The 16,172-nt window shown below is 64.1% G+C and carries 12 protein-coding genes and 1 tRNA gene; 12 read left to right on the top strand and 1 reads right to left on the bottom strand.

Annotated elements, in window-relative coordinates; translation table 11 throughout:
• Window positions 1-8 precede the first annotated feature (8 nt).
• The 8 genes from cysS (at window position 9) to PTE31013_RS08190 (ending at window position 8,889) form a co-directional block, all read left to right on the top strand.
• A complete protein-coding gene (gene cysS, locus PTE31013_RS08225) occupies window positions 9-1,415 on the top strand; it encodes a cysteine--tRNA ligase (protein ID WP_150612333.1) in 1,407 nt (468 codons plus the stop codon).
• A 24-nt stretch (window positions 1,416-1,439) separates the two neighbouring features.
• On the top strand, window positions 1,440-2,603 hold the full coding sequence (locus PTE31013_RS08220) for an endonuclease III domain-containing protein (RefSeq protein WP_246174072.1): 1,164 nt from the start codon (window positions 1,440-1,442) through the stop codon (window positions 2,601-2,603).
• A 154-nt stretch (window positions 2,604-2,757) separates the two neighbouring features.
• Complete coding sequence (locus PTE31013_RS08215) at window positions 2,758-3,726, top strand: acetyl-CoA carboxylase carboxyltransferase subunit alpha (protein ID WP_150612332.1); 969 nt, start codon at window positions 2,758-2,760, stop codon at window positions 3,724-3,726.
• 34 nt (window positions 3,727-3,760) lie between these two features.
• The gene (gene tilS / locus PTE31013_RS08210) at window positions 3,761-5,323 is read left to right on the top strand and encodes a tRNA lysidine(34) synthetase TilS (protein WP_174978489.1); all 1,563 of its coding nucleotides are present in this window, start codon (window positions 3,761-3,763) and stop codon (window positions 5,321-5,323) included.
• 197 nt (window positions 5,324-5,520) lie between these two features.
• A complete protein-coding gene (locus tag PTE31013_RS08205; RefSeq protein WP_150612330.1) occupies window positions 5,521-6,771 on the top strand; it encodes an aspartate kinase in 1,251 nt (416 codons plus the stop codon).
• 196 nt (window positions 6,772-6,967) lie between these two features.
• Window positions 6,968-7,061 (top strand) — tRNA-Ser (locus PTE31013_RS08200).
• Window positions 7,062-7,182: 121 nt separating this feature from the next.
• A complete protein-coding gene (locus PTE31013_RS08195) occupies window positions 7,183-7,524 on the top strand; it encodes an FKBP-type peptidyl-prolyl cis-trans isomerase (protein ID WP_150612329.1) in 342 nt (113 codons plus the stop codon).
• A 132-nt stretch (window positions 7,525-7,656) separates the two neighbouring features.
• Entirely contained in the window at window positions 7,657-8,889 is a 1,233-nt protein-coding gene (locus PTE31013_RS08190) for an MFS transporter (RefSeq protein WP_150612328.1), read from the top strand.
• Between the two features lie 71 nt (window positions 8,890-8,960).
• Here the strand turns inward: PTE31013_RS08190 and PTE31013_RS08185 are convergent, their stop codons facing one another.
• A complete protein-coding gene (locus PTE31013_RS08185; RefSeq protein WP_246174071.1) occupies window positions 8,961-9,854 on the bottom strand; it encodes an aspartyl/asparaginyl beta-hydroxylase domain-containing protein in 894 nt (297 codons plus the stop codon).
• Window positions 9,855-10,109: 255 nt separating this feature from the next.
• Between PTE31013_RS08185 and PTE31013_RS08180 the strand changes: the two genes are divergently transcribed.
• From PTE31013_RS08180 to PTE31013_RS08165, 4 genes are read left to right on the top strand one after another with little or no spacing between them, the layout of a single operon-like run.
• Entirely contained in the window at window positions 10,110-12,077 is a 1,968-nt protein-coding gene (locus tag PTE31013_RS08180; protein WP_150612327.1) for an extracellular solute-binding protein, read from the top strand.
• Between the two features lie 42 nt (window positions 12,078-12,119).
• Window positions 12,120-13,175, top strand: coding sequence for a microcin C ABC transporter permease YejB (locus PTE31013_RS08175; protein ID WP_150612326.1), 1,056 nt, complete (start codon window positions 12,120-12,122; stop codon window positions 13,173-13,175).
• Window positions 13,129-14,289, top strand: a complete 1,161-nt coding sequence (locus PTE31013_RS08170; RefSeq protein WP_150612325.1) for an ABC transporter permease — start codon at window positions 13,129-13,131, stop codon at window positions 14,287-14,289. The genes PTE31013_RS08175 and PTE31013_RS08170 overlap by 47 nt, the downstream gene beginning before the upstream one ends.
• Window positions 14,286-15,881, top strand: coding sequence for an ABC transporter ATP-binding protein (locus tag PTE31013_RS08165; protein WP_150612324.1), 1,596 nt, complete (start codon window positions 14,286-14,288; stop codon window positions 15,879-15,881). Before PTE31013_RS08170 ends, PTE31013_RS08165 begins: the two co-directional genes overlap by 4 nt.
• Window positions 15,882-16,172 lie beyond the last annotated feature (291 nt).

The raw sequence follows: 16,172 nt of genomic DNA, 5'->3' as shown, positions 1-16,172 counted from the left end.
GCTTATCTATGGATTCACTGCGTGTCTACAACTCGCTCGCGCGAGACAAACAGCCGTTCGTACCTCTCGTTGCCGGCGAAGTCCGCATGTATGTCTGCGGGATGACGGTGTACGACTACTGTCACGTCGGTCATGCGCGCGTGATGGTGGTGTTCGACATGGTGCAGCGTTGGCTGCGAACGCTCGGCTATCGCGTCACCTATGTGCGCAATATCACCGATATCGACGACAAGATCATCAAGCGCGCCGTCGAGAATGGCGAAACGCTGCGCGAGCTGACGACGCGGTTCATTGCCGCCATGCATGAAGATGCTGATGCGTTGGGCGTTCAACGCCCCGATCACGAGCCGCGTGCCACCGACTTCATCGCGCAGATGGTCGACATGATCGGCACCCTGCAGCGTAACGGTTACGCCTACCAGGCCGACGACGGCGACGTGAACTATGCCGTGCGCAAGTTCGCCAGCTACGGGCAGCTCTCGGGCAAATCCATCGAGGATCTGCGTGCCGGCGAGCGTGTCGCCGCCAATGCCGCGAAGCAGGATCCGCTCGACTTCGTGCTGTGGAAGCGCGCCAAGGACACCGAGCCCGACGAGTCGAAGTGGGCCTCGCCGTGGGGGGCGGGTCGTCCGGGCTGGCACATCGAGTGCTCGGCGATGAGCTGCCAGTTGCTCGGCAATCATTTCGACATTCACGGCGGCGGGGCCGACCTGCAATTCCCGCACCACGAGAACGAGATCGCCCAGAGCGAAGGCGCAACCGGCGAGACGTTCGTGAACTATTGGATGCACAACGGCTTCGTGCGCGTGGACAACGAGAAGATGTCCAAGTCGCTTGGCAACTTCTTCACGATCCGCGAAGTGCTCGCGAAGTTCGACGCGGAAGTCATGCGCTTTTTCATTCTGCGTGCCCAATACCGCAGCCCGCTCAATTACAGCGATGCGCATCTGGACGACGCGCGCGGCGGCTTGACGCGGCTGTACACGGCGCTCAAGGATGCGGCGGGCGATGATGGCGCACCGCTCGACTGGAACGAGCCGTTCGCGCAGCGTTTCGCCGCGGCGATGAACGACGACTTCAATACGCCCGTCGCCATCGCGGTGCTGTTCGACCTCGCCGGTGAGATCAACAAGCAGCGCGACCCGGTGCTCGTGCGTCAGTTGCAGGGGCTCGCCGGTACGCTCGGCCTGCTCGGCCGCGATCCGCAAGCGTTCCTGCAAGGGGCGGCGGGGAGCAGCGCCGCGGGCGACGAAGACGCCTTGCGCGCATCGGTGGAGGCACGCATCGAGGCTCGGGCACAGGCCAAGCGCGAACGCAATTTCGCCGAGGCCGATCGGATTCGCGCCGAACTGCTGGCCGAAGGTATCGTGCTGGAAGACCGTCCCGGAGGCGCCACCGAATGGCGTCGTGCCTGAGCGCGACGCATCGAGGCAAATTTCATGGTGACTCGTAAATCCGTGGCCGCTAAGGTGGCGACCAAGACGGCCGCAGCGAAGGGAATGAAGGGAACGGTCAAGACCGCCCGAACTTCCGCGCTGTCCGACGACGGCAACGAACGCCGCGCGCCGCGCAAGCGCGCGACGACGCCCGTCAAGTCCGTTCGCAAGGCTGCGGCTGGGACCACGGCAGTGAAGGCAACGCTGGCCGGCGCTGCGCGCAAGGCCGCGCCGCCGGCGCAAAAAACCGTCGGGAAAGTCGCGCAAAAGGTCGCCAGGAAGGGCGCGGAAAACGTCGCGAAGAAGGTGGCCGAAAAGGTGACGGAAAAGGTCGTGAAAAAGGCTGCACCGACGGTGGGCACGAAGACGAAGGTCGCACGCAAATCGCCGGCGAAGGCCGTGCGCTCGAGCGCCGACGACTCGCGCCGTGTCATCGCCAAGCGCGATGGCGAGACGCGCATCGTGACGCCCGAGATCGAGCGCATCGACCACGATGTCGTCGAGCAGGTCGTGACCGGCGTGGTGCCGCTGCCGGTGGCGGCAGGGGCGACGCGTCCGCACTTCTGGGACCAGGCCTGCGCCGATCTGATGAAGCGCGATCGAATTCTCAAGAAGTTGATTCCCCAATTTGGTCCGGCGCATCTGACCGGGCGGGGCGAACCGTTCGTCACGCTGGCACGCTCGGTCGTCGGACAGCAGATCTCGGTGAAGGCCGCGCAGGCCGTCTGGGATCGCGTGCAGGCCACCTGTCCGAAGCTCACGCCGGCCCAGTTCATCAAGACCGGGCACGACGCGCTTGCCGGTTGCGGGCTGTCGCGCCGCAAGGCCGAGTACATTCTCGACCTGGCAACGCACTTCAAGTCGGGCGTGCTGCACGTCGACGCCTGGGCGACCATGGACGACGAGGCGGTCATTGCGGAGTTGACCGGCATTCGCGGCATCGGCCGCTGGACGGCCGAAATGTTCCTGATGTTCAACCTGCTGCGCCCTGACGTCCTGCCGCTCGACGATGTCGGGCTGATCAATGCGATCAGCGTCAACTATTTCAGCGGGGAACCCGTCACGCGCAGCGAAGCGCGTGAAGTGGCCGCGAATTGGGAGCCGTGGCGCACGGTCGCCACCTGGTATATGTGGCGAAGCCTTGAACCGGTGCCCGTCGAATACTGAAAGTTCAGTCAAAGACGTATAATCCGCGTCCATCCCATCGCATCCAGTCATTATTGACGTCTATTGTGGATCGAGTGGCAATGAAAGTTGTCTATCTCGACCGGGTGGACGTTGCCGGCGGTACAATACGCTGCCGCATTTCCGGGGAAGCCTGATGAAGAACACCTTTTTGGATTTTGAACAGCCGATCGCCGAACTCGAAGCGAAGATTGAAGAGCTGCGCTTCGTGCAGGACGATTCCGCCGTCGACATTTCCGAAGAGATCGAGCGCCTCTCGAAAAAGAGCCAGCAGCTCACCAAGGACATCTACACGAACCTGTCGCCGTGGCAGGTTTCGCAAATTTCGCGTCATCCGCAGCGTCCCTATACGCTCGATTACGTTCGCGACATCTTTACCGACTTCCATGAACTGCATGGCGACCGTTCGTTCTCGGACGATCTTGCCATCGTGGGCGGCATGGCACGTTTCAACGGCCAGGCCTGCATGGTCATCGGTCACCAGAAGGGCCGCGACACGAAGGAGCGCGCGATGCGCAACTTCGGCATGCCGCGTCCCGAGGGCTATCGCAAGGCCATGCGCCTGATGAAGCTCGCCGAGAAATTCGGTCTGCCGATCTTCACGTTCGTCGACACGCCGGGTGCCTACCCGGGCATCGACGCCGAAGAGCGCGGCCAGTCGGAGGCCATCGGTCACAACCTGTTCGTGATGGCGGAACTCAAGACGCCGATCATCACCACCATCATCGGTGAGGGCGGCTCGGGGGGCGCGCTGGCCGTGGCGGTTGCCGACACGGTCATGATGCTGCAGTTCTCGACGTACTCGGTGATCTCGCCGGAAGGTTGTGCGTCGATCCTGTGGAAAAGCGCTGCCAAGGCGCCCGAGGCGGCCGAAGCGCTGGGTCTGACCGCGCACCGTCTGAAGGCGCTGGGGCTGATCGACAAGATCATCAACGAGCCGCTGGGCGGCGCCCAGCGCGACCCGCTCGGCATGGCCGGCATGCTCAAGCGTGCGCTGGCCGATTCACTGCGCCAGTTCCAGGGCAGCAGCCACAAGGAGCTGCTCGAACGCCGCTTCGAGCGCTTGATGAGCTATGGCAAGTTCAAGGAAGCCGGCGCGAAGTAAGGCGCCTGCCATCGCGTCGTCGTCCGGGGGGGCGATGACGCCGAATCCGGACCCGATGCCGCATCCCGATGCATCTGCTGCCGCGTACGCTTCTCCCCGAAGCGACGCGGCAGTCGTTCATGTGGACGTCGCGTTGCACCTCGCTCTGGCGACGCACGTTACACCACACTTCACGTCACGCGATTCGCCTCTGCTCACGCCTCACGACGCGACACATGGTGCGTCACACGGCACGCCGCTTCTTGCCGTTGCCTTGAGCGGCGGGCTCGACTCGATGGTGCTGCTCGATGCGCTGGCGCGCTGGGTTCAGGCGCGTCGGGATGCGGGCACGGCGATTGCACCGCCGCTGGCCATCCACATCCATCACGGACTGTCCGAGCACGCCGACGCGTGGCTTGCTGCGTGCGAGCGCGAGGCGCGTCTGCGCGGTTTCGCGTTCGAGGCACAGCGCGTGAGCGTGCCGCGCGACGCCCGGCAGGGCATCGAGGGCGCGGCGCGCGCGGCGCGTTATCACGCGCTTGCGGCGTCGTGCCATGCGCATGGCGTGGACTGGCTGCTGAGCGCTCATCACGCGAACGATCAGGCCGAGACCGTGCTGTTGCAGATGCTGCGCGGCGCGGGGCTGCCTGGCGTGGCGGCCATGGCCGTGGAAGGGGCGTTGCCGGTTGCGACCGGCGCGCCGGCGCACGCGCGCCTGCTGCGGCCGTTGCTCGACGTCTCGCGCGAGGCGATGCAGGCGTATGCGACAGCACGCTCGCTGTCGTGGGTCGAGGATCCGTCCAACGACGACCGCCACTACCTGCGCAACGCGTTGCGCCATGATGTCATGCCCGCGATCGCGGCGCATGTGCCCGCCTATCGGGAAACGTTGGCGCGGTTTGCACGCCATGCGGCGCAAGCGCAATCGCTGCTCGATCAGCTCGCCCAGGCGGACTTCGACATGGCGTGTGTGACGCAGGACGCCGGCGGCGAGCGCCTGCAACGCGCCCGGCTGCAAGCGCTGGACGCGCCGCGACTGGCGAACCTGCTGCGCTACTGGGCGGCGCGCCATGCGCTGGCCATGCCGCCGGAGGCGCGACTGGACGAGTGGGTGCGACAGATTCGCGACGCACACGACGACGCGTCGCTCGAACTGCCGCATGGCAACGCGGTCTTGCGTCTGTACCGGGGTGCCTTGCAGTGGACGGCGGTCTACGACGCGGCCGGCTCGGGCGAGCGGGGCGCCGACGTCGAGTTGTCATGGTCGGGGGAGCGCGAATGGCCTTTGCCGCACTGGCAGGGAAGCATTGTGTTCGTGCCGGTCGCCGCGGGCGAGGCGCATGAGGGATCTCTCGATGAGCGCGTGCTGCGCGCGCGGCCGCTCGTGGCGAGGGCGCGCACGGGCGGCGAGCGATGGCGCGAGCGTGCGAACGGACATTCGCGTTCGCTCAAGCATTGGTACCAGAGTCGTGGCGTGGCAGCGTGGTTGCGTCATGTGCCGATTGTCTGGCAGGGAAGCGAGATCGTGTTCGTGCCTCGCCTGGGCATCGATGGGGCGGCACAAACGGGGGCGAATGGCGGCACGCGTTGGCGGATGATGTGGCGCGACGAAGCGTAAGCCGCCGAAAACAGCACAATCTGCTGCCGGATGCGGCGCGCGGCGTCCTCGGCAGTGCAATCTGCGCCAGACTGCCTCAGCCACGATACATTCGTGCGATAATCAAAGGTTCCGCGAATCAAAACGTAACCGATACCCTTCGGCGGGTGTCCGTGCGCGATTCATAAACGCTTTCAAATCAATGTGTTAGCAATGTTATGGCTCTGATCGTACACAAATACGGCGGCACGTCGATGGGCTCGGTGGAGCGCATCAAGAATGTCGCCAAACGCGTGGCCAAGTGGCATAAAGCCGGTCACAAGATGGTGGTGGTGCCGTCGGCCATGTCCGGCGAGACCAATCGTCTGCTGGGGTTGGCCAAGGAAATTTCGGCCCACCCCGATCCGCGCGAACTCGACGCCATTGCCGCCACGGGCGAGCAGGTGAGCGTTGGCCTGCTGGCGATGGCCCTCAAGGAAGCGGGCGTCGATGCCGTGAGCTATGCCGGCTGGCAAGTACCGATCAAGACCGACAGTGCTTTCAACAAAGCCCGCATTTCGGAAATCGACGACAAGCGCGTGATGGCCGATCTCGATGCCGGCCGCGTGGTCGTCATCACGGGGTTCCAGGGCATCGATCCGAACGGCAACGTGACGACGCTGGGTCGCGGTGGCTCCGACACCTCGGCGGTGGCGGTGGCCGCTGCGCTCAAAGCCGATGAGTGCCTGATCTACACCGACGTCGACGGCGTGTACACGACCGACCCGCGCGTGGTCGACGAAGCGCGCCGCCTCGACAAGGTCACTTTCGAAGAGATGCTGGAAATGGCCAGTCTCGGCTCGAAGGTGCTGCAGATCCGTTCGGTGGAATTCGCCGGCAAGTACCAGGTCAAGACGCGGGTGCTCTCGAGCCTGACCGATCCGATGATCGCGCTCGACGAAGAAGCGCGCTCGGGCACGCTGATTACTTTTGAGGAAGACGAACAAATGGAAAAGGCCATCATCTCGGGTATCGCATTCCAGCGCGACGAGGCCAAGATCACCGTGCGTGGCGTGCCGGATCGTCCGGGCATCGCCTACCAGATCCTCGGTCCGATTGCCGATGCGAACATCGACGTCGACATGATCATCCAGAACCTGAGCATCGAAGGGAAGACCGACTTCACGTTCACGGTGCCGCGTGGTGACTACCAGCGCGCCATGACGCTGCTGCAAAAGGATGTGCAGGGCCACATCGGCGCCGCCGAAGTCGTGGGTGACCCGAAGGTCTCGAAGGTGTCGATCGTTGGCGTGGGCATGCGCTCGCACGTCGGTATCGCCAGCAAGGCATTCCGTACGCTGTCGGAAGAGGGCATCAACATCCAGCTCATCTCGACGTCCGAAATCAAGATCTCCGTGCTGATCGACGAGAAGTACATGGAGCTGGCCGTGCGCGCGCTGCACAAGGCGTTCGAACTCGACCAGGCCTGAGCGTCGCCGGCGAGGCGCGCGGCACGACGCGCGATTTTCGCGCGCCGGTGCGGGGATTATTCCTCAAGCGTGTCGAAGGCATGACACATGCGCACGTATTGTTGGATTTTGATGCGCATAATGTTTGACGGCATCGCGAACAGTGGGTAATATCACGCCTTCGTTACATCACCTCCCTGATGTAGCGACAAGTTTGGGAGACGTGGCCGAGAGGTCGAAGGCACTCCCCTGCTAAGGGAGCATCTGGGCCAAAACCTGGATCGAGGGTTCGAATCCCTCCGTCTCCGCCAAGTCGCCTTGGCGGAACACCCCCGGCTCTTCGCGGAGAGCCGGGGGTTTTTTCTTTCCCGAGTTCGCGCGTTGGCGATACCTCGCGCGTCGATACTCTTCCTGTTTCGAGCGAGGACAACGATGTCGATCATCACCACCGATTCCGGCCTGCAATACGACGATCTGCAAGTGGGCGATGGCGCCGAAGCCACGCCGGGCAACACCGTCACGGTTCACTACACGGGCTGGCTGACCGACGGCAAGAAATTCGATTCCAGCAAGGACCGCAACGACCCGTTCGCCTTCGTGCTCGGCGGCGGCATGGTCATTCGCGGCTGGGATGAAGGCGTTGCCGGCATGAAGGTCGGCGGCAAGCGCAAGCTGGTCATTCCGCCCGAACTGGGCTACGGCGCCCGAGGCGCCGGCGGTGTGATTCCGCCCAATGCCACGCTGGTCTTCGAGGTCGAACTTCTGGACGTCTGAGCGATCGAAAGCCGTCACCCAGCGGCATCATCGATGCAATCGACACCCCCGGTGCCTCGCAGGTACCGGGGGTGTTGTCTTTTACGTGGGCCATCGTCATACGCGTTGAGCGCACAAAGGAGCCTTTACTAGGTGTCTCACCCCACCCCGTCCGTTTCCCGATTCTGGTTTCCGTTCTCGCTCGTGCTCTTCGAGTTTGCCGTCTACATCTCGAACGACATGATCATGCCCGGCATGCCGATGGTCACGCGCGAATTCGGGGCGTCGGCGGACATGACCACGCTGGCGCTCACCGCCGCCATGCTTGGCAACGCCAGTCTGCAATGGCTGCTGGGACCACTCGCCGATCGTTTCGGACGCCGTCGCGTGTTGCTCGGCGGTCTCGTGATGTTCATCGTCGCCTGTCTGGCCACGCACTACGTGCAAACGATGCCGCAGTTCATTGCGCTGCGCTTTCTCCAGGGCATGGGCTGCTGCTTCGTGCTGACGGTGGGCTATCCAACCGTGCACGAAGCGTTCGACGAGAAGACGGCGGTGCGTGTGATGGCACTCATGGCCAACGTTTCGCTGCTCTCGCCGCTGTTCGGTCCGCTGGCGGGCGCGGCGGTGGTGTCGTACTGGCCGTGGCGCAGCATCTTCTGGCTCATCGCCCTCGTGGCCGTCTGCTCGTTCGTGGGGTTGTATCGCACCATGCCGGAACTGTCGCGCCATGACCGCATGGCGCTGAACGCGAAGCAACTCTGGGCGGGCTACAAGCTACCGCTCTCGAGCGCCCGGTTCTGGCGTGGCGCTGTGCTCACAGGCCTTGCCATCACGCCGCTGCTGACGTGGATCGCCCTCGGTCCGGTGTTCCTGATCGAGCGCGCCGGTCTGTCGCAGATCCAATACGCGATGCTGCAAGTGCCGGTCTTCTCGGCGCTGATTCTCGGCAATGTGCTGCTCGCGCGCCAGGTCGGGCGCTGGTCCAACGGCCGATTGCTGGCGACGGGCGTGGCCGCCATGCTGACCGGCGCCGCGGTGTCGCTCGTCGGTACGGCGATTTTCTCGCCGGGCTATCCGGCGTTGCTTGCCGGCACGTCCGTGCATGCGTTCGGCATGGGCATGTGCTACGGCGTGGTGTATCGCCAGTCGCTGTTCGCCGTCGACAGTCCCAATCGCGCGACGGTGGCGGGCATGCTCAGCATGATCACCATCGTCGTCGCGGTGGTCGTGATCGAGACGGTGAAGGTGGCGTATCTCCACTTCGGCGATGCCGCACTCGGCATTGGCGCAATGATGGCGGCGGCGCTGGTCGCGGTGCTCGCGGCGAACTTCGTCCCGCCGCCTGCGCAGGATGTGCTTGCGCAACCCGGACGGCCGTCGTAAGCCGGGGCCGCAACGCGGAACGCCAGCGACACGTCGCTGGCGTTCTTTTATGGACGCAGGCGCGGGCCCCGTCAACTGTGTGCGCGCTCGTCGGCCACGGTGTGTGCGGACGGGGCGTCCGCTGGCGCATCAGGCGTTGCCGGGTTGACGGCGGGTGCCGGTGGCTCGGGCGTTTCGGGCGTGCCAGTCGTGGCGGCCTGCGTGGGTGCCGCGTAATAATCGCGCTCCCACCGTTCGTGATTCGCCTTGGCTTGCTGCAACTCGGGCGTGAGCGGGGCAAAGGCGAGCAGCAACCGGTTGAGCCACGACACGGGGGCCTTGCACGGACGCTCGAAATCGACGAACAGCACCACGCGCGTCTCGTCGGTGTCGTTATGCACCTGGTGAGGATAGGCGTCGTCGAAGACCACGGCGCGGTTGGCTTGCCAGGCATAACGCTGACCATCGACTTCGATCCAGCAGTGCTCGCGCTCTCGCGGTACCTTCAGCGCAAGATGCAGGCGCAGCACCCCGTTGTAAGGACCGCGATGCAGGGGAATCTGCTTGCCTGGCGAGAGGATCGAGAAGAAGGCGGTGCGCAGCCCGGGGATGCCGTCGAGCGCTGCGGCCGTGGCCGGACAGCGCGCGAGATTGCGCTCGGCCCGCATGCCATAGCCGAGAAACACGAAGGTCTGCCACTGATGGTCTTGCGTGATGGTGGCGACGTCGGGCGAGATTTCGTGAAACGCAGGCAAACGCCCGGGGGTGGCCAGGACGGCATCGAGTTCCCGGGCGATGGCCGGTGCCTGCGCTTCGAGGGCTTCGACCCACGGGAACTGCGCGTTGTCGAAGATGGGCTTGTCGCCGACCAATGAGCCGCGCGCAATACGACGTTGCGCAGCTTCAACACACTGAAAGAAAAATCGTGCGAGCCAGCGAGGCAGGGTACGGTTGGGGTTCTGCGCAGGCGATCGTGTAGCACTCAACGTCGGCCTCCAGGGTGGGAACAGGGGAACCGGGCCGGCGAGCCTGCGTCTTTCAGTGCGGTAACCGCCGGGCTTTTGGGTACAATTGTCGCGCGGTCAGGCCGTGTCGCCAAGCCTCACGCGGGAAATGCGCGTGAGGGCGGGAAGATGAGACGTCACCCGACGTCGCCAAACGTTGCGGCGGGCCCAAGGGGAGGGGGCTGGATGCGTCCGGGCCCCGGCAGGCGGGCACTCGCCGACCAACACAGGAGATGCATGAAAGCGCGCACAACACGGCATCCACACTCGACGCGCGGCTCGCTGGGCCGCTTCGTGTCTTCCCTGGTCCGCGTGCTGAGCGTCGTTCCTGCCCTTGTTCCGGCGCTCGCGCTGGGCCTGTTGCTGGCGCCGGCGGCGCAGGCGAAGTATGCCATTGCCCAATACGGCGAGCCGAAGTATCCGCAAGGGTTCACGCACTTCGACTACGTCAATCCCGATGCGCCTCGCGGCGGTACGCTGACGCTCGCCAACCCCGATCGCCGCACCAGCTTCGACAAGTTCAATCCGTTTACGTTGCGCGGCACGTCGGCCCCGGGCGTGCTGGGTCTCATGTTCGAGACGCTGGGTGTCGGCAGCGCTGACGAACCTGCCACCGTCTACGGCCTGCTCGCCGACGACATCGCGGTGGCCCCCGATGGCACATCGGTCACGTTCCACCTCAACCCGGCCGCGCGCTTCAACAACGGCGATCCGGTCACGGCGCAGGACGTCAAGTACTCGTTCGATACGCTGATGAGCCCGCAGGCGTCGCCGGGCTTCAAGACGATGTTCGCGGACATCAAGGGCGTGAGTGTGCTCGACGGTCGTCGTGTGCGTTTCGACTTCCGTCGCGTGAGTCCCGACCTGCCGCTGCTCGCGGCGGCGGTGCCGGTGTTCTCGCCCAAATGGGTCGCCGGCGCGAACGGCAAGCGCAAGGCCTTCGACGCGCTGGCGTTCGAGACGCCCATCGCCAGCGGTCCATATCGGATCGAATCATATGACGGCGGACGGCGCATCACTTTCCGGCGCGACCCGAAGTACTGGGGCAACGCCCTGCCGGTGCGACGTGGCACCTACAACTTCGAGCGCATCGTCTACAAGCTTTACTCCGACGACATCGTGCGGCTCGAAGGCTTCAAGGCGGGCGAGTTCGACGCGATCACCGAGTACCGTGCCCGGAGCTGGGTGCGCAGCTACGTGGGCAAGCGCTTTCGCGATGGTGAACTGATCAAGCGCGAGTTCGCGCATCACAATACGGCGGGCATGCAGGGCTTTATCCTTAACCTGCGGCGCGACAGGTTCCGCGATGTGCGCGTGCGTCGCGCGCTGGATCTGGCGCTCGACTTCCAGTGGCTCAATCGTCAATTGTTCTACAACCAGTACCATCGCATCGACAGCTATTTCACCAACAGCGATCTCGCCGCCCGCGGCCTGCCGAGCGAGGCGGAGCGCAAGCTGCTGGACCCGCTGCGCAAGTCGCTCGATCCGGCCGTGTTCGGGCCGATGGTCGTGCAGCCGACGACGTCCCCGCCCGCCAGTCTGCGCGAGAACCTGCGCCGGGCGCGCGAACTGCTGACGCAGGCAGGCTGGACATATCGCGACGGTGCATTGCGCAACGCAAAGGGCGAGCCGTTCGTGTTCGAATTTCTCGACGATGGCGGGGCGATGGGGCCGATCGCCTCGGCGTACGCGCGCAATCTCGCGAAGCTGGGGATCACGCTGAACTTCCGCACCAGCGACTACGCGTTGTATCAGAAGCGTCTCGAGGCGTTCGACTTCGACATGATTTCGCTGCGCTATCCCGATTCGCAGATTCCCGGCACTGAATTGCTCGACCGCTTCGGCAGTCAGTCGGCCGATGTGGAAGGCTCGGACAACGTCATCGGCCTGAAGGATCCGGCGGTCGACGCGCTCGTGGCCGATCTCGTGCGTGCGCATACCTATGACGATCTCGTGGCCGCCGCGCGTGCGCTCGACCGCGTGTTGATGCACGGGTACTACATCGTGCCGCACTGGTTCTCGTCCACGCATCGCATGGCCTACAAGCAGTACCTGCACTTCCCTGACAAGTTGCCGCTGTACTACACCGCCGAAGGCTGGCTCGTATCGACGTGGTGGGATTCGCGTGTGGGGCAGGACAAGGCGGCGACGCCGGGTGTGCCCGCGGCCTTGGCGCCGTCCGCTGCGCCCGCCCCGTCCCGATAGATATTCATTGCGCCGGGTCCCAACAGGAGCTGCCCCCCAACCATGTGGTCCTACATCCTGAAACGCCTGTTGATCATGATTCCGACGCTGCTCGGCGTGATCACGCTGACCTTCGCGGTCATTCAATTCGTGCCGGGCGGTCCGGTCGAGCAGGTGATGCTCGAACTCAAGGGGCGCGGCGGCGGCGGGGAGGCGAGCGGCGGCGGCACCGCGAGCGACTATCGCGGCCGGCGCGGCATCGACCCGCAACAATTGGCCCAGATCAAGGCGCTGTACGGTTTCGACAAGACGCCGGTGGAGCGCTACTGGCTCATGCTCAAGCGCTTCTCGAGATTCGATCTCGGCCAGAGTTATTTCCATCACCAGAGCGTGTGGTCGCTGATCGTCTCGAAGTTGCCGGTGTCGATTTCTCTGGGCCTGTGGACGTTTTTCCTCACGTACCTGATATCGGTGCCGTTGGGTATCGCCAAGGCGGTGCGCAACGGTTCCCGATTCGACACGCTCACCAGCCTGGTCGTGCTCGTCGGCTACGCGATCCCGGGCTTCGTGCTCGGGGTGTTGCTGCTGGTGCTATTCGGCGGTGGCACGTTCTGGCAGTTGTTCCCGCTGCGTGAGCTCGTCTCCGATAACTGGAGTGATTTGTCATGGCCGGCGAAGATCACCGACTACCTGTGGCACATCACGCTGCCGGTGACCGCGTCGGTCGTGGGGAGTTTCGCGGTCGTCACGATGCTCACCAAGAACGCGTTCCTCGACGAGATCCGCCGCCAGTATGTGCTCACCGCGCGTGCCAAAGGGCTTTCCGAGCGCAAGGTGCTGTTCAAGCATATCTTCCGCAACGCGTTGATTCCGCTGATCACCGGCTTCCCGTCGGCCTTCATCGGCGCGTTCTTCGCGGGCAGCCTGCTGATCGAGACGCTGTTCTCGCTCGATGGGCTGGGGCGCCTGTCGTACGAATCGGTCCAGCGCCGCGATTATCCGGTCGTGCTCGGCTCGCTGTATCTGTTCACGCTCATCGGCCTGGTGACGAAGCTAATCTCCGACCTGTGCTATGTCCTGGTCGACCCGCGTATTCAATTCGATCGACTGGAGCACTGACGTGACCCGATCCGCCACGCCACCGTCACGCCCGACGTCGTTCGCCGCATCGCGTCCGCCCCCGCCATCGCGTTCGCCGCGTTGGCGTGTGTGGCGGCGCTTTCGCAACCAGCGACTGGGCTATTGGAGTCTCGTCGTGTTCGTCGTGCTGTTCGGCATCAGCCTCTTTGCCGAGGTGATCGCCAATGACAAGCCGTGGGTCGTTCGCTATGAGGGGCATTGGTATTTCCCGCTCGTGAAGACGTATCCGGAGTTGACCTTCGGCGGCGATTTTCCGACACCCACGGATTACCTCGATCCGTTCATCGAAAAGCGCATTCGCGCGGGCGACAACTTCGCGATCTATCCGCCGGTGCGCTACAGCTACGACACCATCAACTATTTCTCCGCGGTACCCAATCCGGCGCCGCCGTCATCCGAGAACTGGCTGGGCACGGACGATCGCGGCAGGGATGTCTTCTCGCGGCTGCTGTACGGCTTCCGCCTGTCGGTGATCTTCGCACTGGCGCTGACGGTGTCCGGTACGCTGCTCGGGGTGCTGGCCGGTGCGGTGCAGGGGTTCTACGGCGGGCGCATCGACCTGACGCTGCAACGCCTGATCGAGATCTGGGGATCGTTGCCGGAGCTGTACCTGCTCATCATCTTTGCGTCGATCTTCGAGCCGCACCTGTGGCTGCTCTTCGTGCTGCTCTCGCTGTTCGGCTGGATTGGCCTGTCCGATTACGTGCGCGCCGAGTTCCTGCGCAATCGTCAGCTCGATTACGTTCGCGCTGCGCGGGCGATGGGACTCTCGAACGGGCAGATCATCCGGCGTCACGTGCTGCCCAACAGCATGACGCCGGTCATCACGTTCCTGCCGTTCCGCATGAGCGGGGCGATTCTCGCGCTCACGAGTCTCGACTTCCTCGGGCTCGGCGTGCCGCCGCCGACCCCCAGCCTGGGTGAACTACTCAATCAGGGCAAGGCGAATCTCGACGCGTGGTGGATTTCGCTGGCGACGTTCGTTGTGCTCGTGCTCACGCTGTTGTTGCTCACGTTCATGGGGGATGCCTTGCGCAATGCGCTCGACACACGGGTTGCGGACAAGCAGGCGGCCGCCGGGGGGGCAGTGTGAGCGCACCGCTACTCAGTGTCGAAAACCTGTCGGTGCGCTTCGGCGACACCGAGGCCGTGAAGGACATCAGCTTCGCCATCGGGCGTGGCGAGCGCGTCGCGCTGGTCGGCGAGTCGGGCTCGGGCAAGAGTGTGACGGCACTGGCCATCCTGCGGCTGTTGCAGGACGCGCAGATACAGGGACGCATCATGCTCGACGGCGTTGACCTGGCCAGCGTGAGCGAGCGCGAGATGCGCGGGCTGCGTGGCAACGACATCGCCATGATCTTCCAGGAGCCGATGACCGCGCTCAATCCGCTCTATTCGATCGGCGAGCAGATTGCCGAGGCGCTCGAGTTGCATGAAGGGCTGTTCCCCAAGCAGGCGAAGGCGCGCGCGGTGGAGTTGCTGCGCCGCACGGGCATTCCCGAGCCGGAGCGCCGTGTGTCGCATTTCCCGCACGAGTTGTCGGGCGGACAACGTCAGCGCGCCATGATTGCGATGGCGCTCGCGTGCCGGCCCAAGCTGCTGCTGGCCGACGAACCGACCACGGCACTCGACGTCACCATTCGTGCACAGATCATCGAGTTGCTGCTGGAGTTGCAACGCGATGCCGCCGAGACGCGTGGCATGGCGGTGCTGCTCATCACGCACGATCTGAACCTGGTGCGGCGTTTCGCGCAACGTGTCGCGGTGATGGAGAAAGGCGTCCTCGTGGAGTGTGCCGTCACCGAGACGCTCTTCACGAATCCACAACATCCCTACACGCGCAAGCTGCTCGACAGTCGACCGCAGCGGGAGATTCATCCGGTGTTGCCGATTGCGCCGGTGTTGCTCGAAGCGCGCGGCGTCGCGGTCGACTATGCGACGTCGCAGCCGGGCCCGCGCGGCTGGTTTCGGCGCGGACGGTTCCGTGCGGTGCATCCGCTCGACCTGGCGCTGCGTCAGGGCGAGACGCTGGGCGTGGTGGGCGAGTCGGGCTCCGGCAAGTCGACGCTCGCGATGGCGTTGCTCGGACTTCAGCGCGCGAGCGAGGGGCAGATCGAATTCCAGGGCGAGCCGCTCTCCGCCTATCGTGGCAAGGCGCAGCGCACGCTGCGCTCGCGCATGCAGATCGTGTTCCAGGACCCATTCGGCTCGTTGTCGCCGCGCATGACGATCGAGGAGATCGTGGGCGAGGGGCTTGCGCTACATCGGCCGCAACTGACGGAAGACGAGCGGCGAACTCGCGTGGTGGACGTGTTGCGCGAAGTCGGGATCGATGCGCGTGCCATGTCGCGCTATCCGCACGAATTTTCGGGCGGTCAACGGCAGCGGATTGCGATCGCGCGCGCCCTCGTGGTCGACCCGCAGATGATTGTGCTCGACGAGCCGACCAGCGCGCTCGACGTGTCCATTCAGCAGCAGGTGCTCCATCTGCTCGCGCAACTGCAGATCAAGTACAACCTGAGCTACCTCTTTATCAGTCACGACCTGGCCGTCATGCGTGCGATGGCACACCGCGTGCTGGTCTTCAAGGACGGGTATCTGGTCGAGCAGGGGGACACAGAGTCGGTGCTGTTCGATCCGCAGAACGATTACACGCGAGCGTTGGTTGCGGCGGCGATGCTGTAAGACGCATGACGTTGCAATGAAATATCGCGCAACGTCGCACAACATCGGCCAAATCGCAATGGCCCGATTGGGAATGAAAATTTTCTGATTGTGCTGATTGTTTTTTTCTATTACCTTTTGACATCATGTGACGTTCACATTACTATCGCGTACCAATTAAGTTGAATATTCAACGAGTTAACGGTCAGTCAAGACGACAAGTTCGGCGGTGGGTCAGCCGGGCGTGACTCGAAGGCGTTTGACACGGCAGCATCCTGTTGCACCTGACGAGCGACTCATCGGCCATCCGAC

This window comes from Pandoraea terrigena, assembly GCF_902459705.1.
GTDB lineage: Bacteria > Pseudomonadota > Gammaproteobacteria > Burkholderiales > Burkholderiaceae > Pandoraea > Pandoraea terrigena.
The sequence above is the reverse complement of the archived record's forward strand: the minus strand, read 5'-3'. Positions and strand labels throughout refer to the sequence as shown.

Excerpts from the sequence above, each read along its gene's own strand:
- cysS (WP_150612333.1), top strand. The coding sequence starts at position 9 with ATGGATTCACTGCGTGTCTACAACTCGCTCGCGCGAGACAAACAGCCG.
- PTE31013_RS08220 (WP_246174072.1), top strand. The coding sequence starts at position 1,440 with ATGGTGACTCGTAAATCCGTGGCCGCTAAGGTGGCGACCAAGACGGCC.
- PTE31013_RS08215 (WP_150612332.1), top strand. The coding sequence starts at position 2,758 with ATGAAGAACACCTTTTTGGATTTTGAACAGCCGATCGCCGAACTCGAA.
- tilS (WP_174978489.1), top strand. The coding sequence starts at position 3,761 with ATGACGCCGAATCCGGACCCGATGCCGCATCCCGATGCATCTGCTGCC.
- PTE31013_RS08205 (WP_150612330.1), top strand. The coding sequence starts at position 5,521 with ATGGCTCTGATCGTACACAAATACGGCGGCACGTCGATGGGCTCGGTG.
- PTE31013_RS08195 (WP_150612329.1), top strand. The coding sequence starts at position 7,183 with ATGTCGATCATCACCACCGATTCCGGCCTGCAATACGACGATCTGCAA.
- PTE31013_RS08180 (WP_150612327.1), top strand. The coding sequence starts at position 10,110 with ATGAAAGCGCGCACAACACGGCATCCACACTCGACGCGCGGCTCGCTG.
- PTE31013_RS08175 (WP_150612326.1), top strand. The coding sequence starts at position 12,120 with ATGTGGTCCTACATCCTGAAACGCCTGTTGATCATGATTCCGACGCTG.
- PTE31013_RS08170 (WP_150612325.1), top strand. The coding sequence starts at position 13,129 with ATGTCCTGGTCGACCCGCGTATTCAATTCGATCGACTGGAGCACTGAC.